The organism is Pseudomonas sp. E1BtOHC1 (assembly GCF_058744285.1).
In genome coordinates, this window is record NZ_CP196023.1 from 5,762,359 (window position 1) to 5,781,959 (window position 19,601).

Here is a 19,601-nt window from a genome sequence, read left to right on the forward strand (position 1 = left end):
CCTACCCACGCCGGGCAATCACCGCCTCCATCTGGTCCTCCAGCCCCTGCCCGTTCAAGCACTGGCGCACCTCGTCGCACCACTGCGATTCCGGCTCGTTGCCGGCCCAGGCCGGGGTAGCGCTGCGGTATTGCGGCCGGTCATCGAACGCCTGGATCAGCACCCGGTTGAGGTGCTCGGTGCTCAGGGCCGGGTTGCGCGGCACCGCGTCGCCGCGCTTGCGCAGTGAATCCATGACCCGCTGCTGATGCTCCAGGCTCGGCGTGAAGTCGCGCTCGCGGGTGGCGCTGAGGACGATGAATGATGGCGCGAGGTTTTCCGCAATGGCCGCCTGCAAGCGGTAATGCCCATCGATGACCACATAGGAGGCCAGCCCGCCGACGTACCACAGCAGAATCGGCGGCAGGCTGCCTTCCCGGGCCTTCTTGCGCCACCATTTCAAGCGCCCGGCTTGGGGATCGACCCGGTGCAGGCCAATGAGCTTGCCGCCGCCGTGCCACCAGTCGATCCACTCCAGGGTCTGGGGTTGCAGGTTGTCGAGAAAATCCTCGCCGTACAGGTGCCAGCTGGGCACGTGGGTCAAAGGATCGATCACCGAGGTGAAGCGCCAGTGGTCCAGGCCGTTCGCGGTGCTGGAGGGCTCCGGCAGCAGGCTCTGGGCCAGCCAGAAACCGGGGGTGAGGAAGTGCCGGGCGCTTTCGCTGAGGCGGCTGACGAAATAGCGGCTCCAGGCCTTGATCCGTAGCTCAGGCGCCAGGGCTGCGTACTGTTGGACTGTGGGTGAGTCGATGGGGGCCAGCATTCGGCATTCGGCGCCTTCCGCCAGCGGGTTGCGCACCAGCCAGACTCCGCCGTGATCCCAGGCGAAGGTGGCCCAGAACAGTGGCGTGTCGTGGTGCATCAGCTTGATCCGGGCATTGTTGCCGGTGCGCAGGTGCAGCGGCGGCCTGTCCGTGGCGCCCGCTTCGACTTCAACACCGAGGCCACTCCAGTTGCCCAGGGAGTCTTCGATGTCGTGCCAGTAAAGCTGTTCTGCCATGGTTCCGCTCCTTGAACTGTCTGAAACGACAAAGCCCGACAGGGCTGCTGTCGGGCAATGCGCGGCGGACTATTTCAAACTGAAGGTTATTTAGCCATTGGCCCCATTCATGGTTGCAGCAATGGCAGCAGCCCATGCGTCACGGCCAAATAGTACAAATCGAGACTCTATACCCTGCTTTGTAAAAACAGATAAAGAGTTGGGGAAAACGGGGATAAGACCTAAAAATCTAGTCCATGCCGGCTGCAATGACTGGATGTTTGAGATTTCAATCTCGTCAGGAGCGCTTTGGAAGTTAAATTTATGCGCGACAAATAGCACACGCTGGTTCGTCAGAAAAAGCCTTCCGCCCACCGTCTCAATATTTCTTTGAAGGTTTGCAGGCCCTTCTTTGATGATTTTTTCGCCGCCTCGCAACTCTGCTTTCATTCGGTGCATCCTTGTCATTTTTTCTTCATGCTCAGTCCAATCGATAAGGGCAAACAAAAACCCTTAGCTTAATACTGCCTTTGTATTTCCCCCCCTGTATAGGCTTCCTGTAGAGACCGCTCGGTTATGCAGCGGCCGTAAAGCCTGAATCCGCGACCTTCCTGAAGGAGTGAGGCGCAGCCTTTGGGGTGGCTGCGCCCGCCGTAAAAGCTTACAAGCCCTCCAGCTCGGCCATCAGGTCACTCAGGCGGTCGACCTTCTCCTCGCTGATTTCATTGGCACCCAAACCGTCGATGTACGCGGCCAACTCCTGCACCGTGCTGCATTCGAACATGGCCCGCAGCGGTACGTTGCGTTGCAGGGTTTTCTGTACCCGCGAGGCGATCTGCGTGGCCAGCAAGGAATGCCCGCCCAACTCGAAGAAGTTGTCGCGCACGCCCACTCGTTCGACCTTGAGCACCTCGGCCCAGATATCGGCCAGGGTTTGCTCCAGTTCATTGCCCGGTGCTTGATAGTCCTGGCTCTGCAACTGACCGATCTCCAGGGCCGGCAGGGCCTTGCGATCAAGCTTGCCGTTGGCGTTGAGGGGCAGGCGCGCAAGCCATAGCCAGTGCAACGGCACCATGTATTCCGGCAGCTCGGCGCGCAAGCGCGGTTTGATCCGCTCCAGGCATTCGCTCGGGTTCAGGCTTGAGTCACTGGCGACCAGATAGCCCACCAGATGCTTGCCGTTGACCCCTTCCTGCACACCCACGGCGGCATCGCGCAGTTCCGGCTGTTCGTGCAGGCGCGCTTCGATTTCCCCCAGTTCGATGCGATAGCCACGGATCTTCACTTGGTGGTCGATACGGCCAACGTATTCCAATACGCCGTCGCTGCGCCGGCGTGCCAGGTCGCCGGTGCGGTACAGGCGTTCGCCCGCAGCACCGAACGGATGGGGCACGAAGGCCAGCGCTGTACGCAACGGGTCGCTGACGTAACCGCGGCCGATACCGGTGCCGGCCACGCACAACTCGCCGACCGCGCCCAGGGGCACCAGCTCCAGGGCTTCGTCCATCAGGTACAGGCGGTTGTTGTCGGTGGGCGTACCGATGGGCAGGTAGGCGCCCCGGGTCGAGGCCAGGTCGACGCGGAAGAAGGCCACGTCATCGGAGCATTCCGCCGGGCCGTAAGCGTTCACCAGGCCGATCTGTGGATAACGCAGCAGCCACTGGTGCGCCAGCTCGGGCGGCATGGCCTCGCCGGTGGGCAGCATCCAGCGCAGGCCATCGAGGACGATGACGTCCTGGGCGAGCATGCCCTGGATCAGCGACGGCACGCTCTCCAGCACCGTGATGCCCTGCTCCTCGACGTGGGCCAGGAGGCCCTGGGGATCGTGAGCGATGGTGTTGGGCACGATGTCGACCCGGGCGCCGAACAGCGGTGCGGCAAGGAACTGCCAGACCGATATGTCGAAGCTCTGGGACGCCGTCTGGGCGATCACGTCGGCCTCGCTCAGTTGCAGGTACGGCACCTTGCTCAGCTGGTTGTTGAGCATGCCGCGCTGCTCCACCATCACGCCCTTGGGCAGGCCGGTGGAACCGGAGGTGTAGATCACGTAGGCCAGGTTGTCCGGCGCGCTGTAGCGGCCCGGGTTGCTCTCGGCATGCCCGGCGGCTTGCAGCTCCTCCCAGACCAGCAGCCGCGGACGCCCGGCACAGGCGAACTCGTCCAGCAGGGCCTGGGCCTGTTCGCGGCAGGCCGCGCTGCAGACCAGGATCGGCGTGCGACTGAGTTCGATGATGCGGCCCAGGCGCTGGCTTGGCAGGCCCGGGTCCAGGGGCAGGTAGCCGGCCCCGGCCTTGAAGCTGCCGATGATCATGCCCAGCAGTTCCAGGCCGCGCTCGGCCAGCAAGGCCACCGGCTGATCAAAACCCACGCCGTTGGCGATCAGGGCGTGGCCCAGACGGTTGCTGCACTGGTTCAACTCGGCATAGCTATAGCGCTGATCCAGGCAACTGGCGGCAACGCGTTGCGGATGGGCCGCCACCTGGGCCTCGAACAGCTCCACGTAGCTGCGCTCCAGCGGGTACTCATGCTCGCTCTGGTTGCAGCCGGCGAGCAGGAAGTCCTGCTCCTCTTCACCCAGCAGCGGCAGTTCGGCCATGTCGCCGTGGAAACCCTGCATCAGGGCCAGCAGCAGGCGCTTGAACTCGCCGAGCATGCGCTCGATGGTCGCCTGCTCGAAGTAGCGCTGGTCGTAGGACAGGTGCAGGCCCAGGTCATCCCCCGGGTAGCACACGGCAGTGATCGGGAAGTTGGTATGGGTACGGCCGGAATCCGAACTGGCGTTCAGGCTCTGGGCACGGTCCAGCACCGAGACTTCCACCGGGGCGTTCTCGAACACGAACAGGCTGTCGAACAGCGGCTGGCCCTTGGGCAGTTCGCTGGTTTCCTGGATCGCCACCAGCGGCAGGTACTCGTATTCGCGCAGCTGCATGTTGCTGTCGAGCAAGCCGCTGAGCCACTGGCGCACGCTGCAGCGCTGCCCCTCCTCGGGCAGCTTGACCCGCAGGGCGATGCTGTTGATGAACAGGCCGACGGTGCGTTGCATCTGCGGCATGTCCACCGGGCGCCCGGCCACGGTGACGCCGAACAGCACGTCGCGATCGCCGCTCATGCGCCGCAGCACCAGGGCCCAGGCCGCCTGGGCGAAGGTGTTGATGGTCAGCTGATGCTGTTGCGCCAGCTCGCGCAGTTGCGCACCGTCCCGGGCATCGAGGCGGGTGTAGCAGTCGCCGACTGTCATGCCGCCGCTGTCGCCGGCGTGTTCGCGCAGGAACGGCCGGTCGCTGGGGATCGGCGTGGTGCGTTCAAAACCTTCAAGGTTCTGCCGCCACCACTGCCGCGCCTGCGACAGGCTCTGGTGCTGCAGCCAGCCGATGTAGTCGCGGTAACGCGGTGGCACCGCCAGCTGCGCCTCGCGACCTTCGCCCAGGGCGGTGTAGATCTCGAAGAAGTCGTTCATCAGCAACGAGCGGCACCAGGCATCGATGAGGATGTGGTGGTTGCTCATCATGAACCAGTAGCGCGCAGCGCCGACGCGGATCAGCCGCAGGTGGAACGGCGCCTGATTGAGCAGATCGAAGCCGGCCTCACGCTCCTGTTTATGCAGGGCCTGCAGCTTGGCCTCTTGCTCGGCCTCGGGCACCGCGCTCCAGTCGAGGAACTCGATCGGGGTGCGGCCCGGCTTGTGGATAACTTGCAGCATGTCTTCGCCGACGTTCCAGCAGAAGGACGCGCGCAGAGCCTCATGGCGGGCCACCACCGCCTGCCAGGCCTGGGCGAAACGCTCCGGGTCCAGTTCGCTGTTGATGCGGTAGCGGTCCTGCATGTAATACAGGCCGGTGCCCGGCTCCAGCAGGGTGTGCAGCAGCATGCCTTCCTGCATCGGGGTCAGCGGGTAGACGTCTTCGATCTGCGCCGCCGGCACCGGCAGGCCATCGAGCTGGGCCTGGGTCAAGCGCGCCAGGGGGAAGTCCGACGGCGTCAGGCCACCGGCATCGTCCTTCAGGCAATGGGCGATCAGGCTCTGCAGCTCGCCCAGGTAGGCGCTCGCCAGCTCGCCGATCAACTCGGCATCGAAACGTTCGCCACTGTAGGTCCAGCGCAGCACCAGTTCGCCGCCATAGACCTGGCTGTCGATGCTCAGCTCGTTGGGCAACGGGGCTTCAGGTGCGTGGGCCGGGCCCACGGATTCATCCAGCGGGCGCAGCAAGGCATCGGCGCCAAAGCTCTGGTCGAACTGCCCCAGGTAGTTGAAGGTCACCGGCGCCAGCGGCAGCGCTGCCAGGGCCTCGCGGCAGCTTGCATCTGCCAGGTAGCGCAGCACGCCATAACCCAGGCCCTTGTGCGGCACGGCCCGCAGTTGTTCCTTGATGGCCTTGATCGAAGCGCCCTGCCCGGCCGCTTCCTCCACCTGCAACGGGGTCAGGCGCAGCGGATAGGCGCTGGTGAACCAGCCCACGGTGCGGGTCAGGTCGATCTCGTCGAACAGCGCCTCGCGGCCGTGGCCTTCCAGTTGCACCAGGGCCGAAGGCTGCCCGCTCCAGCGGCACAGCACCCGGGCCAGGGCGGTCAGCAGCAGGTCATTGACCTGGGTGCGGTAGGCCGCCGGAGCCTGTTGCAGCAACTGGCGGGTGCGTTCGGCATCCAGGGTCACGCTGTGGCTGCGGGCCTGTTGATGCTGCTGGCTGCCAGCGGCATTCAAGCCCGGCAGTTGCGCGGCCGGGCCAGCCAGTTGTTGCTGCCACCAGCTCAGTTCTTCACGCAGGGATTCGCTGCCGGCATAGGCTTGCAGGCGGCTCGACCAGTCCCGCAGGGCGCTGGTCTTGGCCGGCAGGTTCAGGGCCTGTCCGGCTTGCAACTGACGATAGGCGTTTTGCAAATCTTCCAGCAGCACGCGCCAGGACACGCCGTCCACCACCAGGTGGTGGATGGCCAGCAACACCCGTTGCTCGCCTTCAGGGCCGTCCACCAGCACCGCCCGCAGCAGCGGCCCGTGTTCCAGGTCGAGGCTGCGCTGGGCATCGGCGAACAGCGCCTCGCAGGTGTCCATGGACGGCACCCGCACCTGCCACAGCAAGGGTGCGTCGGACAGCGGCAGGTACTCGGCGCGCCATTGCCCGCCTGCCCGATTGAAGCGCAGGCGCAGGGCGTCGTGTTGCTCCAGCACCGCCAGCAGCGCTTGCTCCAGCAACGACCCATCCAGGGTGCCCAGCGGTTCCAGCAACAAGGCCTGGTTCCAGTGCTGCGGCTGGGGAATACGGCTGTCGAAGAACCAGTGCTGGATCGGCGTCAGCGGCGCTTCGCCACTGAGCTGGCCCTGCTCGGCGCTGACGCGCTGAGTGTGGCTGGCAACCCGCGCCAGGGTCTGCACGGTCTGGTGCTGGAACAGGTCCCGCGGGGTGAAATGAATCCCCAGCTGGCGAGCGCGGCTGACCACCTGGATCGACAGGATCGAGTCGCCCCCCAGTTCGAAGAAGTTGTCGTTGAGGCCCACTTGCTGCACGTTCAGCACTTCGCCCCAGACCCCGGCCAGGGTCTGTTCCAGCTCGTTGCTCGGCGCCACGTACTGCTGGCGATTGAGCTCCGGATCGGGCATCGGCAGGGCTCGGCGATCGAGCTTGCCGTTGGCGGTCAACGGCATGCTGCCGAGCAGGATCAGGTGGGTCGGCACCATGTAGTCCGGCAGCTGGGTTTTCAGCTGCTGCTTGAGGGCTTCGCGCAGGTTGGCCTGCTGCACCTCGTTGTGCTCGGCCACTTCGCTGACCAAATAGCCGGCCAGCTGTTTGCCGGCCGGGGTGTCGATAGCCAGCACCACCGCTTCACGCACAGCCGGATGATCCAGCAGACGGGTTTCGATTTCCCCCAGCTCGATGCGGAAGCCGCGAATTTTCACTTGATGATCGACTCGGCCGATGTACTCCAGCTGGCCGTCGGCGCACTGGCGCACCAGATCCCCGGTGCGGTACAGGCGCCCGCCATCGGTGGCGAATGGGTCGGCGACAAAGCGCTCGGCACTCATCCCCGGACGACGGTGATAACCCTGGGCCAGACCGGCACCGCCGACATACAGCTCACCCGTCGCGCCCTGAGGCACCAGCGCCAGATCGGCATCGAGAATGTAAGCCACCCGCGCCCCGACAATGCGGCCGATCGGCACGCTGGCCACGCCGTCCGCCAAGTGCTCAGGCGCCAGGCTGGCCAAGGGCATGACCACGGTTTCGGTGGGGCCGTAGGCGTTGAAGAACAGGCTCGGCTGGAACGCCGCGCGGATGCGCTGCAGGTGTTCGCCGGTCAGGGCCTCGCCGCCAGTGATGCACATGCGCACCGGCAGGGTCTGCTGCTGGGTCGCCAGATGCTGGGCCAACTGGCTGCCGTAGCTCGGGGTGAAGCCGAGGATGCTGATGCGATGCTGACGAATCAGCTGGCAGATTTCCTCGGCGTCCCACTGGCCCTGAGCCCGCAGCACCACCTGGGCACCGCTGAGCAGCGGCACCAGCAAGCGCTCGGTGGCGGCGTCGAAGTTGATGGAATAGAAGTGCAGCTCGCAATCGTCCGCGCGCATGCCGAAACGACGGATCACCGCCTGGCAGTGCATGGCAATTTCCCCGTGGGACACCACCACGCCCTTGGGCTGGCCGGTGGAGCCGGAGGTGTAGATCAGGTACGCCTGATGCTGGGGCAGGCTGATGAAGGGCAATTCGCCGGCCGGGTAGTCGGCCAGCAGCGCGCCGTCTTCCTCCAGGCACCAACGACCGACACCCGTCGGCAACTCACCCAGGGCGGCGAACATCCGCGCATCACTGAGGAGCAGGCCGATGCCGCTGTCCTCGATCATGTAGTGCAGGCGATCCAGGGGGTATTCCGGGTCCAGGGGCACGTAGGCGCCACCGGCCTTGAGGATCGCCAGCAAGCCCACGACCATTTCCAGGGAACGCTCCAGCGCCAGGCCGACCCGCACTTGCGGGCCCACGCCACGCTCACGAAGCATCCAGGCCAGGCGGTTGGCGCGGCTGTCCAGTTCGCTGTAGCTCAGGGTCTGTCCGGCGAAGGTCAGGGCCGGGGCGTCCTTGCGGGCCAGGGCCTGTTCGCTGAACAGGTGGTGGATGCACTGGTCCAGACGTTGCTCGCCGGGCTCGACACTCAAACTGTCCAGCAGCTGTTGCTGCTCCTCGGCGTGCAGCAGCGGCAACTCGCACAGACGCTGTTGCGGATTGCTGAGCAAGGCCTCCAGCAGATTGCGCCAATGGGCCGCCATGCGCGCAATGCGCGGCTCGTCGAACAGGTCGGTGCTGTAGGTCAGGCAGCAGCCCAGACGCTGATCCAGGTCGGTGACTTCCAAGTTGAGGTCGAACTTGGTGGCCCGGGCATCGTTGACCAGGTATTGCACGGTCATGCCCGCCAACTGCCGGCTTTGCTGGAACTCCCAGCGCTGGACGTTACACATCACCTGGAACAGCGGGTTGTAGGCGGTACTGCGCGGTGGTTGCAAGGCTTCCACCAGATGGTCGAACGGCAGGTCCTGGTGCGACTGGCCCTCGATCACGGTGTGGCGTACCTGCTCCAGCAACTGGCCGACGCTCATCTGCCCGTCGAGCTGGCAACGCAGCACCTGAGTGTTGAGGAAGGCGCCGATCAGCCCTTCGCTTTCTGGACGGATGCGGTTGGCCACCGGCGCGCCGATGCGTAGGTCGCTCTGGCCGCTGTAGCGATACAGCAGCAGCGACAACGCGGCGGTCATGGTCATGAACAGGGTCAGGCCGTGCTCGGCATTGAAGGCGCGCACCCGGGCCGCCAGTTCGTCGCTCAAATCGAAGCGGTACAGCTCGCCCTGGTGGCTTTGCACCGCTGGGCGTGGCCGGTCGCTGGGCAGTTCCAGCAGCGGGTGTTCGCGGCCCAGTTGCCCGGTCCAGTAGTCCAACTGACGCTGGCGCTCGCCGGATTCCAGCCACTGGCGCTGCCAGACGCTGTAATCCAGGTACTGCACCGGCAAGGGTTCCAGGGGCGATTCGCGGTCGTCGAGGAAGGCTTCGTACAGCGCACCCAGCTCGCGAGCGAAGATGTCCATGGCCCAGCCTTCGGTGACGATGTGGTGCAGGGTCAGGACGAAGTAGTGCTCCTGCTCGCCGGCCTTGACCAGACAGGCGCGCAGCAAGGGGCCGGTCTCCAGGTCGAAGGGCTGGTGGGCTTCGCTGTCCGCCAGTTGTTGCAGGCGTTGTTGCCGGGCATCCGGAGCCAGGGCCGAGAAATCCTTCCAGGCCATGCGCAGGCCGGTATCGGCATGCACCTGCTGATGGGCCACGCCATTGACGCTGGGGAAGGTGGTGCGCAGGGTTTCATGGCGCAGGATCAGTGCCTGCAACGCCGCCTCGAAACGGCCCACGTCGAGCACGCCAGACAGCCGCGCCATACCGCCAACGTTGTAGGCCGGGCTATCGGGTTCCATCTGCCAGAGGAACCACATGCGCTGCTGGGAATAGGACAGCGGCACCGGCAGGCTGCGGTCGACCCGGGCAATCGGCGGCTGCTGATTGCGCGCACCGGATTGCTGGATCAGCAGCACCTGTTCGGCAAAGGCCCCCAGTTCGCTGGCTTCAAACAGTGCCCGTAACGGCAGTTCGACATCGCAGGCCTGGCGGGTACGGGAAATGATCTGGGTGGCCAGCAGCGAATGCCCGCCCAGGGCGAAGAAGTCGTCCTTGAGGCCGATCCGTGGCTGACCCAGCACTTCGCGCCAGATCTGGGCGATCTGCCGCTCCAGATCGGTGCCCGGCTCGACGTGCTCGCGCACCTGCCATTGCGGCTCCGGCAAGGCCCGGCGATCCAGCTTGCCGCTGGGGCTCAGGGGCATGGCGTCCAGGCGCAGCAGTTGCGCCGGCACCATGTACTCCGGCAGTTCAGCGGCCAGGGCATTTTTCAGCCGGGCGCTGTGTTCGGTTTCATCTTCGTCGGTGGCATTAGCGGTGTAGTAGCCGATCAACTGCGCACCGGCGACGGTGTCCCGCACCAGCACTGCGGCCTGGGCCACGCCGTCCTGGGCCAGCAGCCGCGCTTCGATTTCCTGCGGCTCGACCCGAAAGCCCCGCAGCTTGACCTGCTGGTCGAGGCGACCGAGGTATTCCAGCACGCCGTCGGCGCACCAGCGTACGCGGTCACCGGTGCGGTACAGGCGCGCACCCTCCTCACTCAGGGGGTCGACAACAAAGCGTTCGGCGGTCAGCGCCGGGCGCCCCAGGTAACCCCGGGCCAGGCCCTGGCCGCTGATGCACAGCTCGCCGGGCACCCCGACGGGCATCAGGTTGAGCTCGGCATCCAGCACCCGGCACAGCACATTGCCCAGCGGGCGGCCGATGGGCGAGCGCTCGCCGTCATCCACCGAACACTGCCAGTGGGTGACGTTGATCGCGGTTTCGGTGGGGCCGTAGCGGTTGTGCAGTTGCGCGTTCGGCAACAGTTGCAGCAGGCGGTTGCGCAGTTCGGCGGGCAAGGCTTCGCCACCGGAGAACACCCGGCGCAGGCTGTGGCATTGGGCGCTCAACGGCTCCTCGACAAACAGCTGCAACAGCGGCGGCACGAAGTGCAGCGTGGTGACGCCGTACTCCTGCACCAGCTGAGCGATGCGATGGGGATCGCGGTGCTCGCCGGGGGCGGCGAGCAGCAGGCGGCAGCCGCTGATCAGCGGCCAGAAGCACTCCCACACCGACACGTCGAAGCTGATGGGAGCCTTCTGCATCAGCACATCGTCGGCGTGCAGCTGGTAGTTGTCCTGCATCCATTGCAGGCGCTCCATCAGCGCGCGGTGGTTGTTGCCGACGCCCTTGGGCTGACCGGTGGAGCCGGAGGTGTAGATCACGTAGGCCAGGTGGTCGCCGTGCAGGTGCAGGCCCGGGGCCTGGCTCGGCCAGCTGTCGAGCTTGAGGCTGTCCATGGCGAGGGTGCTGACGCCTTGGGCCTCGGGCATCTGGCCCAGCAAATGGGTCTGGGTCAGCAGCAGCTCCACGCCACTGTCTTCGAGCATGTAGGCCAGGCGCTCGGCGGGGTAGTCCGGGTCCAGGGGTACGTAGGCGCCACCGGCCTTGATGATCGCCAGCAGGCCGATCAGCAGTTGCGGCGAACGTTCGGCGGCGATGGCCACGCACACGTCCGGGCCGACGCCCTTGTCCCGCAGGTAGTGGGCCAGGCGGTTGGCCTGGGCGTGGAGTTCGGCAAAGCTCAGTTGGCCGCCGTCCCAGACCAGCGCGGTGCGCTCCGGGGTCTGCTGCAGTTGTTCCTGCAGGCGCTCCGGCAACCAACGCTCGGCGGGCGCACAGGGGGCCACGCTCCATTGCTGCAGCTGCGCTGCTTCGGCCTTGCCGAGCAACGGCAAGTCGCCCAGGGCGCTGTCCGGTTGCTGGCAGGCATGCTCCAGCAGGCTGATGAAGTGCCCAGCCAGACGCTGGATGCTGGTCGCCTCGAACAGCTCGTCGGCGTAGTCGAACGCCAGGCTCAAGCGGCCGTTGCGGTCTTCCTCGGTATGCAGTTGCAGGTCGAACTTGGCCTCGCGGCTGTGCCACGGCAGCTCTTCGGCCAGCAGCCCGGGCAGACGGCGCAAGGCGCTGAGGTCGCGCTGCTGGTGGTTGAACATGACCTGGAACAGGCCTTGCTCGCGGGCTTCGGGGAGGGCTTCGAGCAACTGTTCGAAGGGCAGGTCCTGATGAGCCTGGGCTTCAAGGGCGGTGCGGCGGGTCTGTTGCAGCAGCTCGGCGAAGGTCTGGCGCGAATCCAGCTGGCCGCGCAATACCTGGGTGTTGATGAAAAAGCCCAGCAGGCCCTGGGTTTCCAGGCGCGGACGGTTGGCGTTGGGCACACCGATGCGGATATCGGTCTGTCCGCTGTAGCGGTGCAGCAGGGTCTGAAAGGTGGCCAGCAACAGCATGAACGGCGTCACTTGCTGGGCCTGGGCAGTCTGGCGGATCGCCTCGCTGAGGGTCGCGCTCAAGCGCTGGCTGTGGCGCGCCGCGCTGTGGCGGACCTGGGCCGAGCGCGGGTGGTCGGTGGCCAGGCTGAGTACCGGAGCCTCGCCGGCCAGCTGGCGCTTCCAGTAGTCCAGCTGGCGCTGGCCTTCGCCCTGGGCCAGCCATTGACGCTGCCAACTGCCGTAATCGGCGTACTGCAAGGTCAGGGGGGCCAGGTCCAGGTTTTGCCCCTGGGCCGCCGCGGCGTAGAGCCGGGAGAACTCGTCGATCAGCACATTCAGCGACCAGCCGTCGGCGATGATGTGGTGCAAGGTCAGCAGCAGTTGGTGCTCTTCGTCATCCAGGCGCACCAGGGTCGCCCAGTACAGCGGGCCTTGCTCCAGGTCGAACTGGGTGCGGGCTTCATCCTCGCGGATCTGCAGGGCGCGGGCTTCACGCTCGGCCACAGGCAAATCGCTGATATCGATCACTTGCAGATTGAATTCGCCAGCGGCGTCCACCTGCTGCAGGGCCTGGCCGTCACGCTCGAAGAAGCGCGTGCGCAGGGCTTCGTGGCGCTGGAGCAACTGCTGGAAGCTGGTACGCAGGGCGTCTTCGTCCAGTTCGCCACGTAGACGCAGGCCGCCGGGAATGTTGTAGGCGCTGCTGTGCGGGTCCAGTTGCCAGGTGATCCACAGACGGTTCTGTGCCAGGGATTGGGGCAGCGGCTGCTGGCGCGACAGGGCGTTGATGCTGCCCTGGGCCACGCCGCCGTCCTGTTGCAGGCGCGCCACGGCGGCGCTGAAGGCGCCCAGGGTCGGGGCCTCGAACAACAGGCGCAGGCTCAACTCCAGGCCCAGTTCCTGACCCAGGCGGGCCATGACCTGGGTGGCCGCGATGGAGTTGCCTCCCAGGAGGAAGAAGTGATCGTCGGCGGCCACTGCCGTGCATTGCAGTTGTTCCTGCCAGATCCGCCCGATCAGGCTTTGCAGCGCGTCGCCGGAACCTTCGCCGACCCGCGCGGGTTCGCTGCCGGCTTGCGGGAACAGCGCGTAGTAATCCAGGCTGCCATCGGCCAGACGGGTGCGGCAGGCGGAGCGCTGCAACTTGCCGCTGGAGGTTTTCGGCAGGGCCCCGGGGTTGAGCAACACCACCACGCTGGGCGCTTCCTGGCAGGCTTCGGCCACGGCCTGGCGGATGGCCTTGATCAGCGCTTCGGGGGGCAGGATCTTCTGCACGCTGCGGCTGATTTCCGCAGCGATGCCGATACCTTCCTGCCCCTGGTCGCTGACCGCGAACGCTGCCACCCGGCCCTTGCGCACCACTTCCACTTCGCGCTCGATGGTCTTTTCGATGTCCTGGGGATACAGGTTGTGCCCGCGCACGATCAGCAGGTCCTTCAGGCGCCCGGTGATGAACAGCTCACCGTCGCGCATGAAACCCAGGTCACCGGTGCGCAGCCAGGTACGGCCGGCATGCTGGACGAAGGTCTTGGCGCTGGCTTCGGGATTGCGCCAGTAGCCGTGGGCAATGCTCGGCCCGGCGGCCCAGACTTCGCCGATGCGGTTGTCAGGTAATTCGCTGAGTTGCTGAGGATCCATTACCAGCACGGCGTGTTCCGGCTGGCTGAAGCCGCAGCTCATCATCGCGCTGCCCTGCCCCGGCTCGGCACGGTTCTGCGCCAGGGCCTGGTCGTCCAGGTGCAGGGCCGGGATGCCCCGGCCGCGCACGCCACCGGCGACGAACAGAGTGGCTTCGGCCAGGCCGTAGGAAGCCAGGAAGTTGTCGCGACAAAAACCGCTGGCGCTGAATTTTTCGGCAAAGCGCTCCAGGGTGTCGAGGCGGATCGGCTCCGAACCGGAATAAGCCACGCGCCAGCCGCTGAGGTCGAGACGCTCCAGGGCCGATTCACTGACTCGCTCGCTGCACAGGCGGTAGGCGAAATCCGGGCCGCCGCTGATGGTGCCGCCGTATTCGCTGATCGCTTCCAGCCAGCGTACGGGCCGCGCCAGGAAGTAGGCCGGTGACATCAGCACACAGGGCACGCCGCTGAAAATCGGTTGCAGCAGGCCGCCGATCAAGCCCATGTCGTGGTACAGCGGCAGCCAGCTAACGATCACGTCGTCCGGGTTGAGGTCGATACCGAAACCGCGACGGATCAACAGCTCATTGGCCACCAGATTGCCGTGGCTGACCTGCACGCCCTTGGGCAGCGCAGTGGAGCCGGAGGTGTATTGCAGGAAGGCGATGTCGTCGTCCTTAAGCTCAACCGCCTGCCAGTCTTCGGCCAGCCCGGCGTCCAGGGTGTCCACGCACAGCAGGTGTGGTGCGCCCGCGGCCTGCAGCTCGTCCATTTGCGCCAGCGACTCCCGCAGCCCGGCGCTGGTCAGCAGCAGACGCGGCTCGGCGTCAGCAAGGATCGAGATCAAGCGTTCCTGGTGATGACGACGGGTCGACTCCGGCGGATAGGCCGGCACCGCGATGACCCCGGCATACAGGCAGCCGAAAAACGCCGCGACGTAATCCGCACCACTGGGGAACAACAGGACCGCCCGATCCCCCTGCTCGGCATCGGCTTGCAGGGCGGCCGCAATGGTCCGCGCACGAAGGTCCAGATCCCGATAACTGAGGACCACGCTCTGCGCCTGCTCTTCGGCGAGGAAACGCAACGCCACTTGATCAGGTGCCAGGACTGCCCGGCGTTGAAGGGCTTGGGCCAGGGTACTGGGGAGTTCGAACGCGTCCGTCATGGGGTTTCCTGCCAGGATTATGCTTGCAATGGAGATCGGACCTCGCTCTGCCATAACTTAAAAAACTATCTATAAATCAAATAGTTATAAGTAAATCATGGGCATCCGGAAGGCGCCGTGGCCGGGCCTGCTGCCCGGAATCTTTCTCCAATGAGAACGGATGACGTCTTGAAATAATTAGTCCGCATGCTGCCCTTCATGGCCCTGATCCACCCCATGAACGAGCAGCCGTTCTCAATCTGCACCGACAGAGAGCATTAGTTCTTTTTCTCAATTGACAATCATTATCATTCAGCCTAATTTGTCGCTCGATGTGTAGGACAGGTCGGATTTTTCTGACGTCCCACTTACCTCTTTGCAACAAGGTGATTTCCATGACGGAACAAGTATCCACAAGCAGGTGCGATTCACCGTTACTCCAGGCTTTTGTCGACAACCGTCTGATCCTGGTCAAGATCGCAGCCCGTATTACCGGCTGCCGATCCCGGGCTGAAGATGTGGTCCAGGATGCCTTTTTCCGCCTGCAGTCGGCGCCGCAAATCACCTCCTCGTTCAAGGCCCAGCTCAGTTACCTGTTCCAGATCGTGCGCAACCTGGCCATCGATCACTACCGCAAGCAGGCCTTGGAGCAGAAGTATTCAGGCACTGAAGAGGAAGGCTTGAATGTGGTCATTCATGGCGCTTCACCTGAAACCTCCCACATGAACTTTTCCACCCTGGAAAACATCGCCGAAGCCCTGACCGAGCTGCCCAGCCGCACGCGCTACGCCTTCGAGATGTATCGCCTGCACGGCGTCCCGCAAAAGGACATCGCCAAGGAGCTGGGGGTCTCGCCGACCCTGGTGAACTTCATGATTCGCGATGCCCTGGTGCATTGCCGCAAAGTCTCGGGCAACCGACCCGATACCTTCGCCCGCCGCTGACCTGCGACCGGCACCCTGCATCCCCTGGCTTGAGCCGTGTTCACACCTCAAGCAGGCCACTCTGGCCAAGCACCAGCAATGCCGCACGTTTGTGCAACAGATCGAATTCCTGCTGGCAGTACCGACAACGGTTATGCCCGGCACAGATGGGGGTGTGGGCGAATGCCGGGGGCGCTTGCGTGCCCGGCGGGTCCAGGTACAAAGCATGCACCTGCGCCGACAACCAGAATGCCAGCCGGTCCTGCCGGGCCTCCTCTACGGACTGGGCGTCGATGGGCGTCGGCCCCCGGGTACAGATCCACTCGAACAGCCGCTGCCGGCCGGCAACCTCGTCGATCACCGGCGCTCTGCCTGCGGATACAGCCTCGACACTCAGCGGATTCACAAGGGACATGGCAAGGCTCACCGTCAATGGGCATTCAACCAAGTGACGTGGGCCGTCAGGAGAAATTTAGGCGCGCTCCCCGCAGAACCGGGAAAACCCGGACCTCAGGCGTGGGGCACGGGCATCACGACGATGCGGTAGGGATCGAAGATTTTGCGCATCTGGCCGTTGTCCCGGAGTTTTTGCAGGAGCCCGGCAAAGTCTTCGGCGCTGATGGGCGCCTTGGGCCGGATCAGGGTGTAGTGGTGGTAGACCTGATCGATGCGCTGGGACACCAGCAACTGGCCGTTGCTCTGGGCATTGCGCGCCAGGAAGTCGCTGAGGTAGGAACGGGTCACCAGGGCGATGTCCGCCCTGCCCCGCAGCACCATCAGCAGGTTGCTGTCATGGGAATAGGTGAGCGTGGCGTTGTAGGTATCGGCCAGGTACTTGGGGTCGGCATTGAACTGGGCAAAGGCGTAGTGATAACCGCTGAACAGGGCCAGGCGCTTGCCCTTGAGGTCGGCAAAATACTCCTGGCCGCGGCCGGGCTCGCGCTGGGCAACAAAAATCTCCGCATCTTCCAGGCCCATGTCGACACTGGTATGAGCAATGTTCTGCCAGCCCCAGGCCGGATTCTCGAAGATCGCCAGGTCCACCCGACCTTGTTCGAAATCTCGGAAGCGCCGGGGAATCGAGGTGGGTACCAGAACGAACTGGTAGTCGTCCTGGGACTGGTTGAGGACTTCCACCAACTGCGGCAGCACACCGGTATCGGCACCGGTTTCAGGACGGACGGTATAGGGCGGAAAATGCGCCGCCGCGACCCGCACCAGCTGCGCCGAGGAGGCCGGACAGACCCAAAGTGTTGCCAGCGCCAGCAAGAGCATTCGCAAGGCTGACCGCAGCGGCAAGGACATCAAGGCAACACACCTCGGATAAAAGAAAGGGAATGCCGTAAAGCTAGGCGTTTTCGGGCGCTTCGACAATCTCGCGGCAGAGAATAAATCAGCGCCTCAATGATCCTTGAGCACCAACAGCAAGGCTTCCTGGGCCAATTGCTCCAAAGTCATGCTGCCCTGGGCGCGGAACCAGGTGGTGGTCCAGGACAACGCCCCCGTGAGGAAGCGCCGGGTGATGAACACATCGCCCTTGATGAATCCGGCGTCCTTGGCCTCGCCCAGCACCTGCAGCCAGATCTGTTCGTAGATGTCCCGCAATGCCAGGACCGCGGCCTGGCCTTGCGGAGACAGCGAGCGCCACTCATAGACCAGCACCGCCATGGCTTCGCCGCTGCCGCCCATGATCGATTGCAGTTCGCAGCGGATCAGCGCCAACACTCGCTCGCGCACGCTGCCGGCCTCGGCCAGTTCGGCGCGCATCAAGGCAGTGTTGTAGTGGATGGTTTCCTGCATGACGGCGCGCAGGATGTCGTCCTTGCTCTTGAAGTGGTGGAAGATGCTGCCGGATTGAATACCCACCGCGCCGGCCAGATCCCGCACCGTGGTGCGCTCGTAGCCCTTGTTGCGAAACAGGTGCGCGGCGGTCTGCAACAGCTTGCCCCGGGCGCTCTCGGGATCGGTCACTTGTCCGCTGGCGATCAGCTCGCGCACTACCTGCAAGGCTTTTTGCTCGTCCACCGGTGTTCTCCTACCGTCACTTCGTCAATAGCTCAGCCCGAAACCGGCTGTAGCGCGCGCAATTTAAGCCCCCTACTGCCACCAAGCAAGCGCTTGGGTCGAAGAATCCATTCGCCCATTTACAAACCAAGCGCTTGCTTGGTAGCCTCCTCGCAGTTCTTTTTTCGAGAGCCCTGCCATGACCAAGACCGTACGAATCGGCTGCGCCAGCGCCTTCTGGGGCGACACCAGCAGCGCCGCCGCGCAACTGGTGGAAGGTGGACGCCTGGATTACCTGGTGTTCGATTACCTGGCGGAGATCACCCTGTCGATCATGGCCGGGGCCCGCATGAAAGACCCGGACTCAGGTTACGCCACGGATTTCGTCGAGGTGCTCAAGCCGCTGCTGGCGTCGATCCATGAACAGCAGATCCGCGTGATCAGCAATGCCGGCGGGGTCAATCCCCACGCCTGCGCCAGGGCCTTGCGCACCGCCTGCGAACAGGCCGGGGTGCCGCTGAAGATCGCCGTGCTGCTGGGGGACGACCTGCAACCGCAGTTCAAGCAACTGGCCGGCGCCCGGATCAAGGAAATGTTCAGCGACGCCCCCTTACCACCGATGTGCGTCTCCACCAATGCCTACCTGGGTGCCCCGGGCATCGTCGAGGCCCTGGGCCTGGGGGCGGATATCGTGATCACCGGTCGCGGTGTCGACAGCGCGGTGGTCAGTGGCGCTCTGGTCCACGAGTTCGCCTGGTCCTGGCGGGACTACGACCGCCTGGCCCAGGCGGCCCTCGCCGGGCACATCATCGAGTGTGGCGCCCAGTGCAGCGGCGGTAACTTCACCGATTGGCGCGACGTGCCGGACTACGAACACATCGGTTTTCCCATTGTCGAGGTCGACGCCGACGGCGGGTTCGTGGTCAGCAAGGCCCCGGGCACCGGTGGGCTCATCAGTCCGCTGACGGTCGGTGAGCAGTTGCTGTACGAAATCGGCAATCCACGGGCATATCTGCTTCCCGATGTGGTGTGCGATTTCTCCCAGGTGCAGGTGCAGCAGTCGGCACCGAATGAAGTCCGGGTCCAGGGCGCCAAGGGCCTGCCCCCGAGCCACCAGTACAAGGTCAGCGCCACCTACCCGGACGGTTTCCGTTGCACCGCCAGTTGCCTGATGGCCGGGATCGACGCGGTGGCCAAGGCGCGCCGGGTCAGCCAGGCGATCATCGACAAGACCCGCGAAATGTTCAGCCAGCGCGGCTGGCCAGACTACAGCGAAGTCAACATCGAGCTGTTGGGCAGCGAGGCCACTTACGGCGCCCATGGCCGGCGCCAGGACAGCCGCGAAGTGGTGATCAAGCTGGCGGTGCGCCATCCGCACAAGGCGGCGCTGGTGCTGTTCTCCCGGGAGATTGCCCAGGCTGCCACCGGCATGGCTCCAGGGCTGACCGGCATCGTCGGCGGACGCCCCACGGTGTATCCGGTGATCCGGCTGTTTTCTTTCCTGCTGGACAAGGACGCCTGCCACCTGGAAATCGACCTCGCCGGCCAGCGTCATCCCTGCACCCTGCCCGAAGTCGACCGCCTGGACGCCAGCGCCCTGCCCGCCCCGCATTCACTGCCCAAACCCCAAGGCCGTCCCGACGCCAGCGTGCCCCTGGTCAAGCTGGCGGTGGCACGCTCGGGCGACAAGGGCAACCACAGCAACATCGGCGTGCTGGCGCGTCACCCCGACTACCTGCCGTGGATCGCTGAAGCCCTGACCCCCGAAGTGCTGGTGGACTGGATGGGGCATGTGCTGGACCCGGTCCACGGCCGTGTACAGCGCTGGTACCTGCCGGGTATCCATGGCCTCAACTTCCTGCTGGAAAACGCCCTGGGCGGCGGCGGTGTCGCCAGCCTGCGCATCGACCCACAAGGCAAGGCCTTCGCCCAGCAGTTGCTGGAAATCCAGATCCCGGTGCCCCAGCGCATCGCCGACGCCGTCAACTAAAGGAGCTGC

Annotated in this window: 8 protein-coding genes; 2 read left to right on the forward strand and 6 right to left on the reverse strand. The window is 64.9% G+C overall.

What is annotated here, in order from left to right; genetic code table 11:
* Nucleotide 1 precedes the first annotated feature (1 nt).
* The 3 genes from ACSSVC_RS25905 to ACSSVC_RS25915 all read right to left on the reverse strand — a co-directional run bounded on the left by ACSSVC_RS25905 (nt 2) and on the right by ACSSVC_RS25915 (nt 14,696).
* Nucleotides 2-1,039, reverse strand: coding sequence for a ParB/Srx family N-terminal domain-containing protein (locus tag ACSSVC_RS25905; RefSeq protein WP_492611660.1), 1,038 nt, complete (start codon nt 1,037-1,039; stop codon nt 2-4).
* 90 nt (nt 1,040-1,129) lie between these two features.
* On the reverse strand, nt 1,130-1,468 hold the full coding sequence (locus ACSSVC_RS25910) for a PH domain-containing protein (RefSeq protein ID WP_446439287.1): 339 nt from the start codon (nt 1,466-1,468) through the stop codon (nt 1,130-1,132).
* A 211-nt stretch (nt 1,469-1,679) separates the two neighbouring features.
* The gene (locus tag ACSSVC_RS25915) at nt 1,680-14,696 is read right to left on the reverse strand and encodes a non-ribosomal peptide synthetase (RefSeq protein WP_492611661.1); all 13,017 of its coding nucleotides are present in this window, start codon (nt 14,694-14,696) and stop codon (nt 1,680-1,682) included.
* 374 nt (nt 14,697-15,070) lie between these two features.
* Here ACSSVC_RS25915 and ACSSVC_RS25920 point away from each other — a divergent pair, with 374 nt between their 5' ends.
* A complete protein-coding gene (locus tag ACSSVC_RS25920; protein ID WP_011062465.1) occupies nt 15,071-15,619 on the forward strand; it encodes an RNA polymerase factor sigma-70 in 549 nt (182 codons plus the stop codon).
* 40 nt (nt 15,620-15,659) lie between these two features.
* On the opposite strand, the gene ACSSVC_RS25925 is transcribed toward ACSSVC_RS25920, so the two are convergent.
* The 3 genes from ACSSVC_RS25925 to ACSSVC_RS25935 all read right to left on the reverse strand — a co-directional run bounded on the left by ACSSVC_RS25925 (nt 15,660) and on the right by ACSSVC_RS25935 (nt 17,623).
* On the reverse strand, nt 15,660-16,013 hold the full coding sequence (locus ACSSVC_RS25925; RefSeq protein ID WP_404937418.1) for a hypothetical protein: 354 nt from the start codon (nt 16,011-16,013) through the stop codon (nt 15,660-15,662).
* A 95-nt stretch (nt 16,014-16,108) separates the two neighbouring features.
* Complete coding sequence (locus tag ACSSVC_RS25930) at nt 16,109-16,903, reverse strand: substrate-binding periplasmic protein (protein WP_346632119.1); 795 nt, start codon at nt 16,901-16,903, stop codon at nt 16,109-16,111.
* A gap of 96 nt (nt 16,904-16,999) precedes the next feature.
* Nucleotides 17,000-17,623: a TetR/AcrR family transcriptional regulator gene (locus ACSSVC_RS25935; RefSeq protein WP_346632120.1), complete on the reverse strand. Its 624-nt coding sequence runs from the start codon at nt 17,621-17,623 to the stop codon at nt 17,000-17,002.
* A gap of 178 nt (nt 17,624-17,801) precedes the next feature.
* Here ACSSVC_RS25935 and ACSSVC_RS25940 point away from each other — a divergent pair, with 178 nt between their 5' ends.
* Nucleotides 17,802-19,592, forward strand: a complete 1,791-nt coding sequence (locus ACSSVC_RS25940) for an acyclic terpene utilization AtuA family protein (RefSeq protein WP_492611662.1) — start codon at nt 17,802-17,804, stop codon at nt 19,590-19,592.
* Nucleotides 19,593-19,601 lie beyond the last annotated feature (9 nt).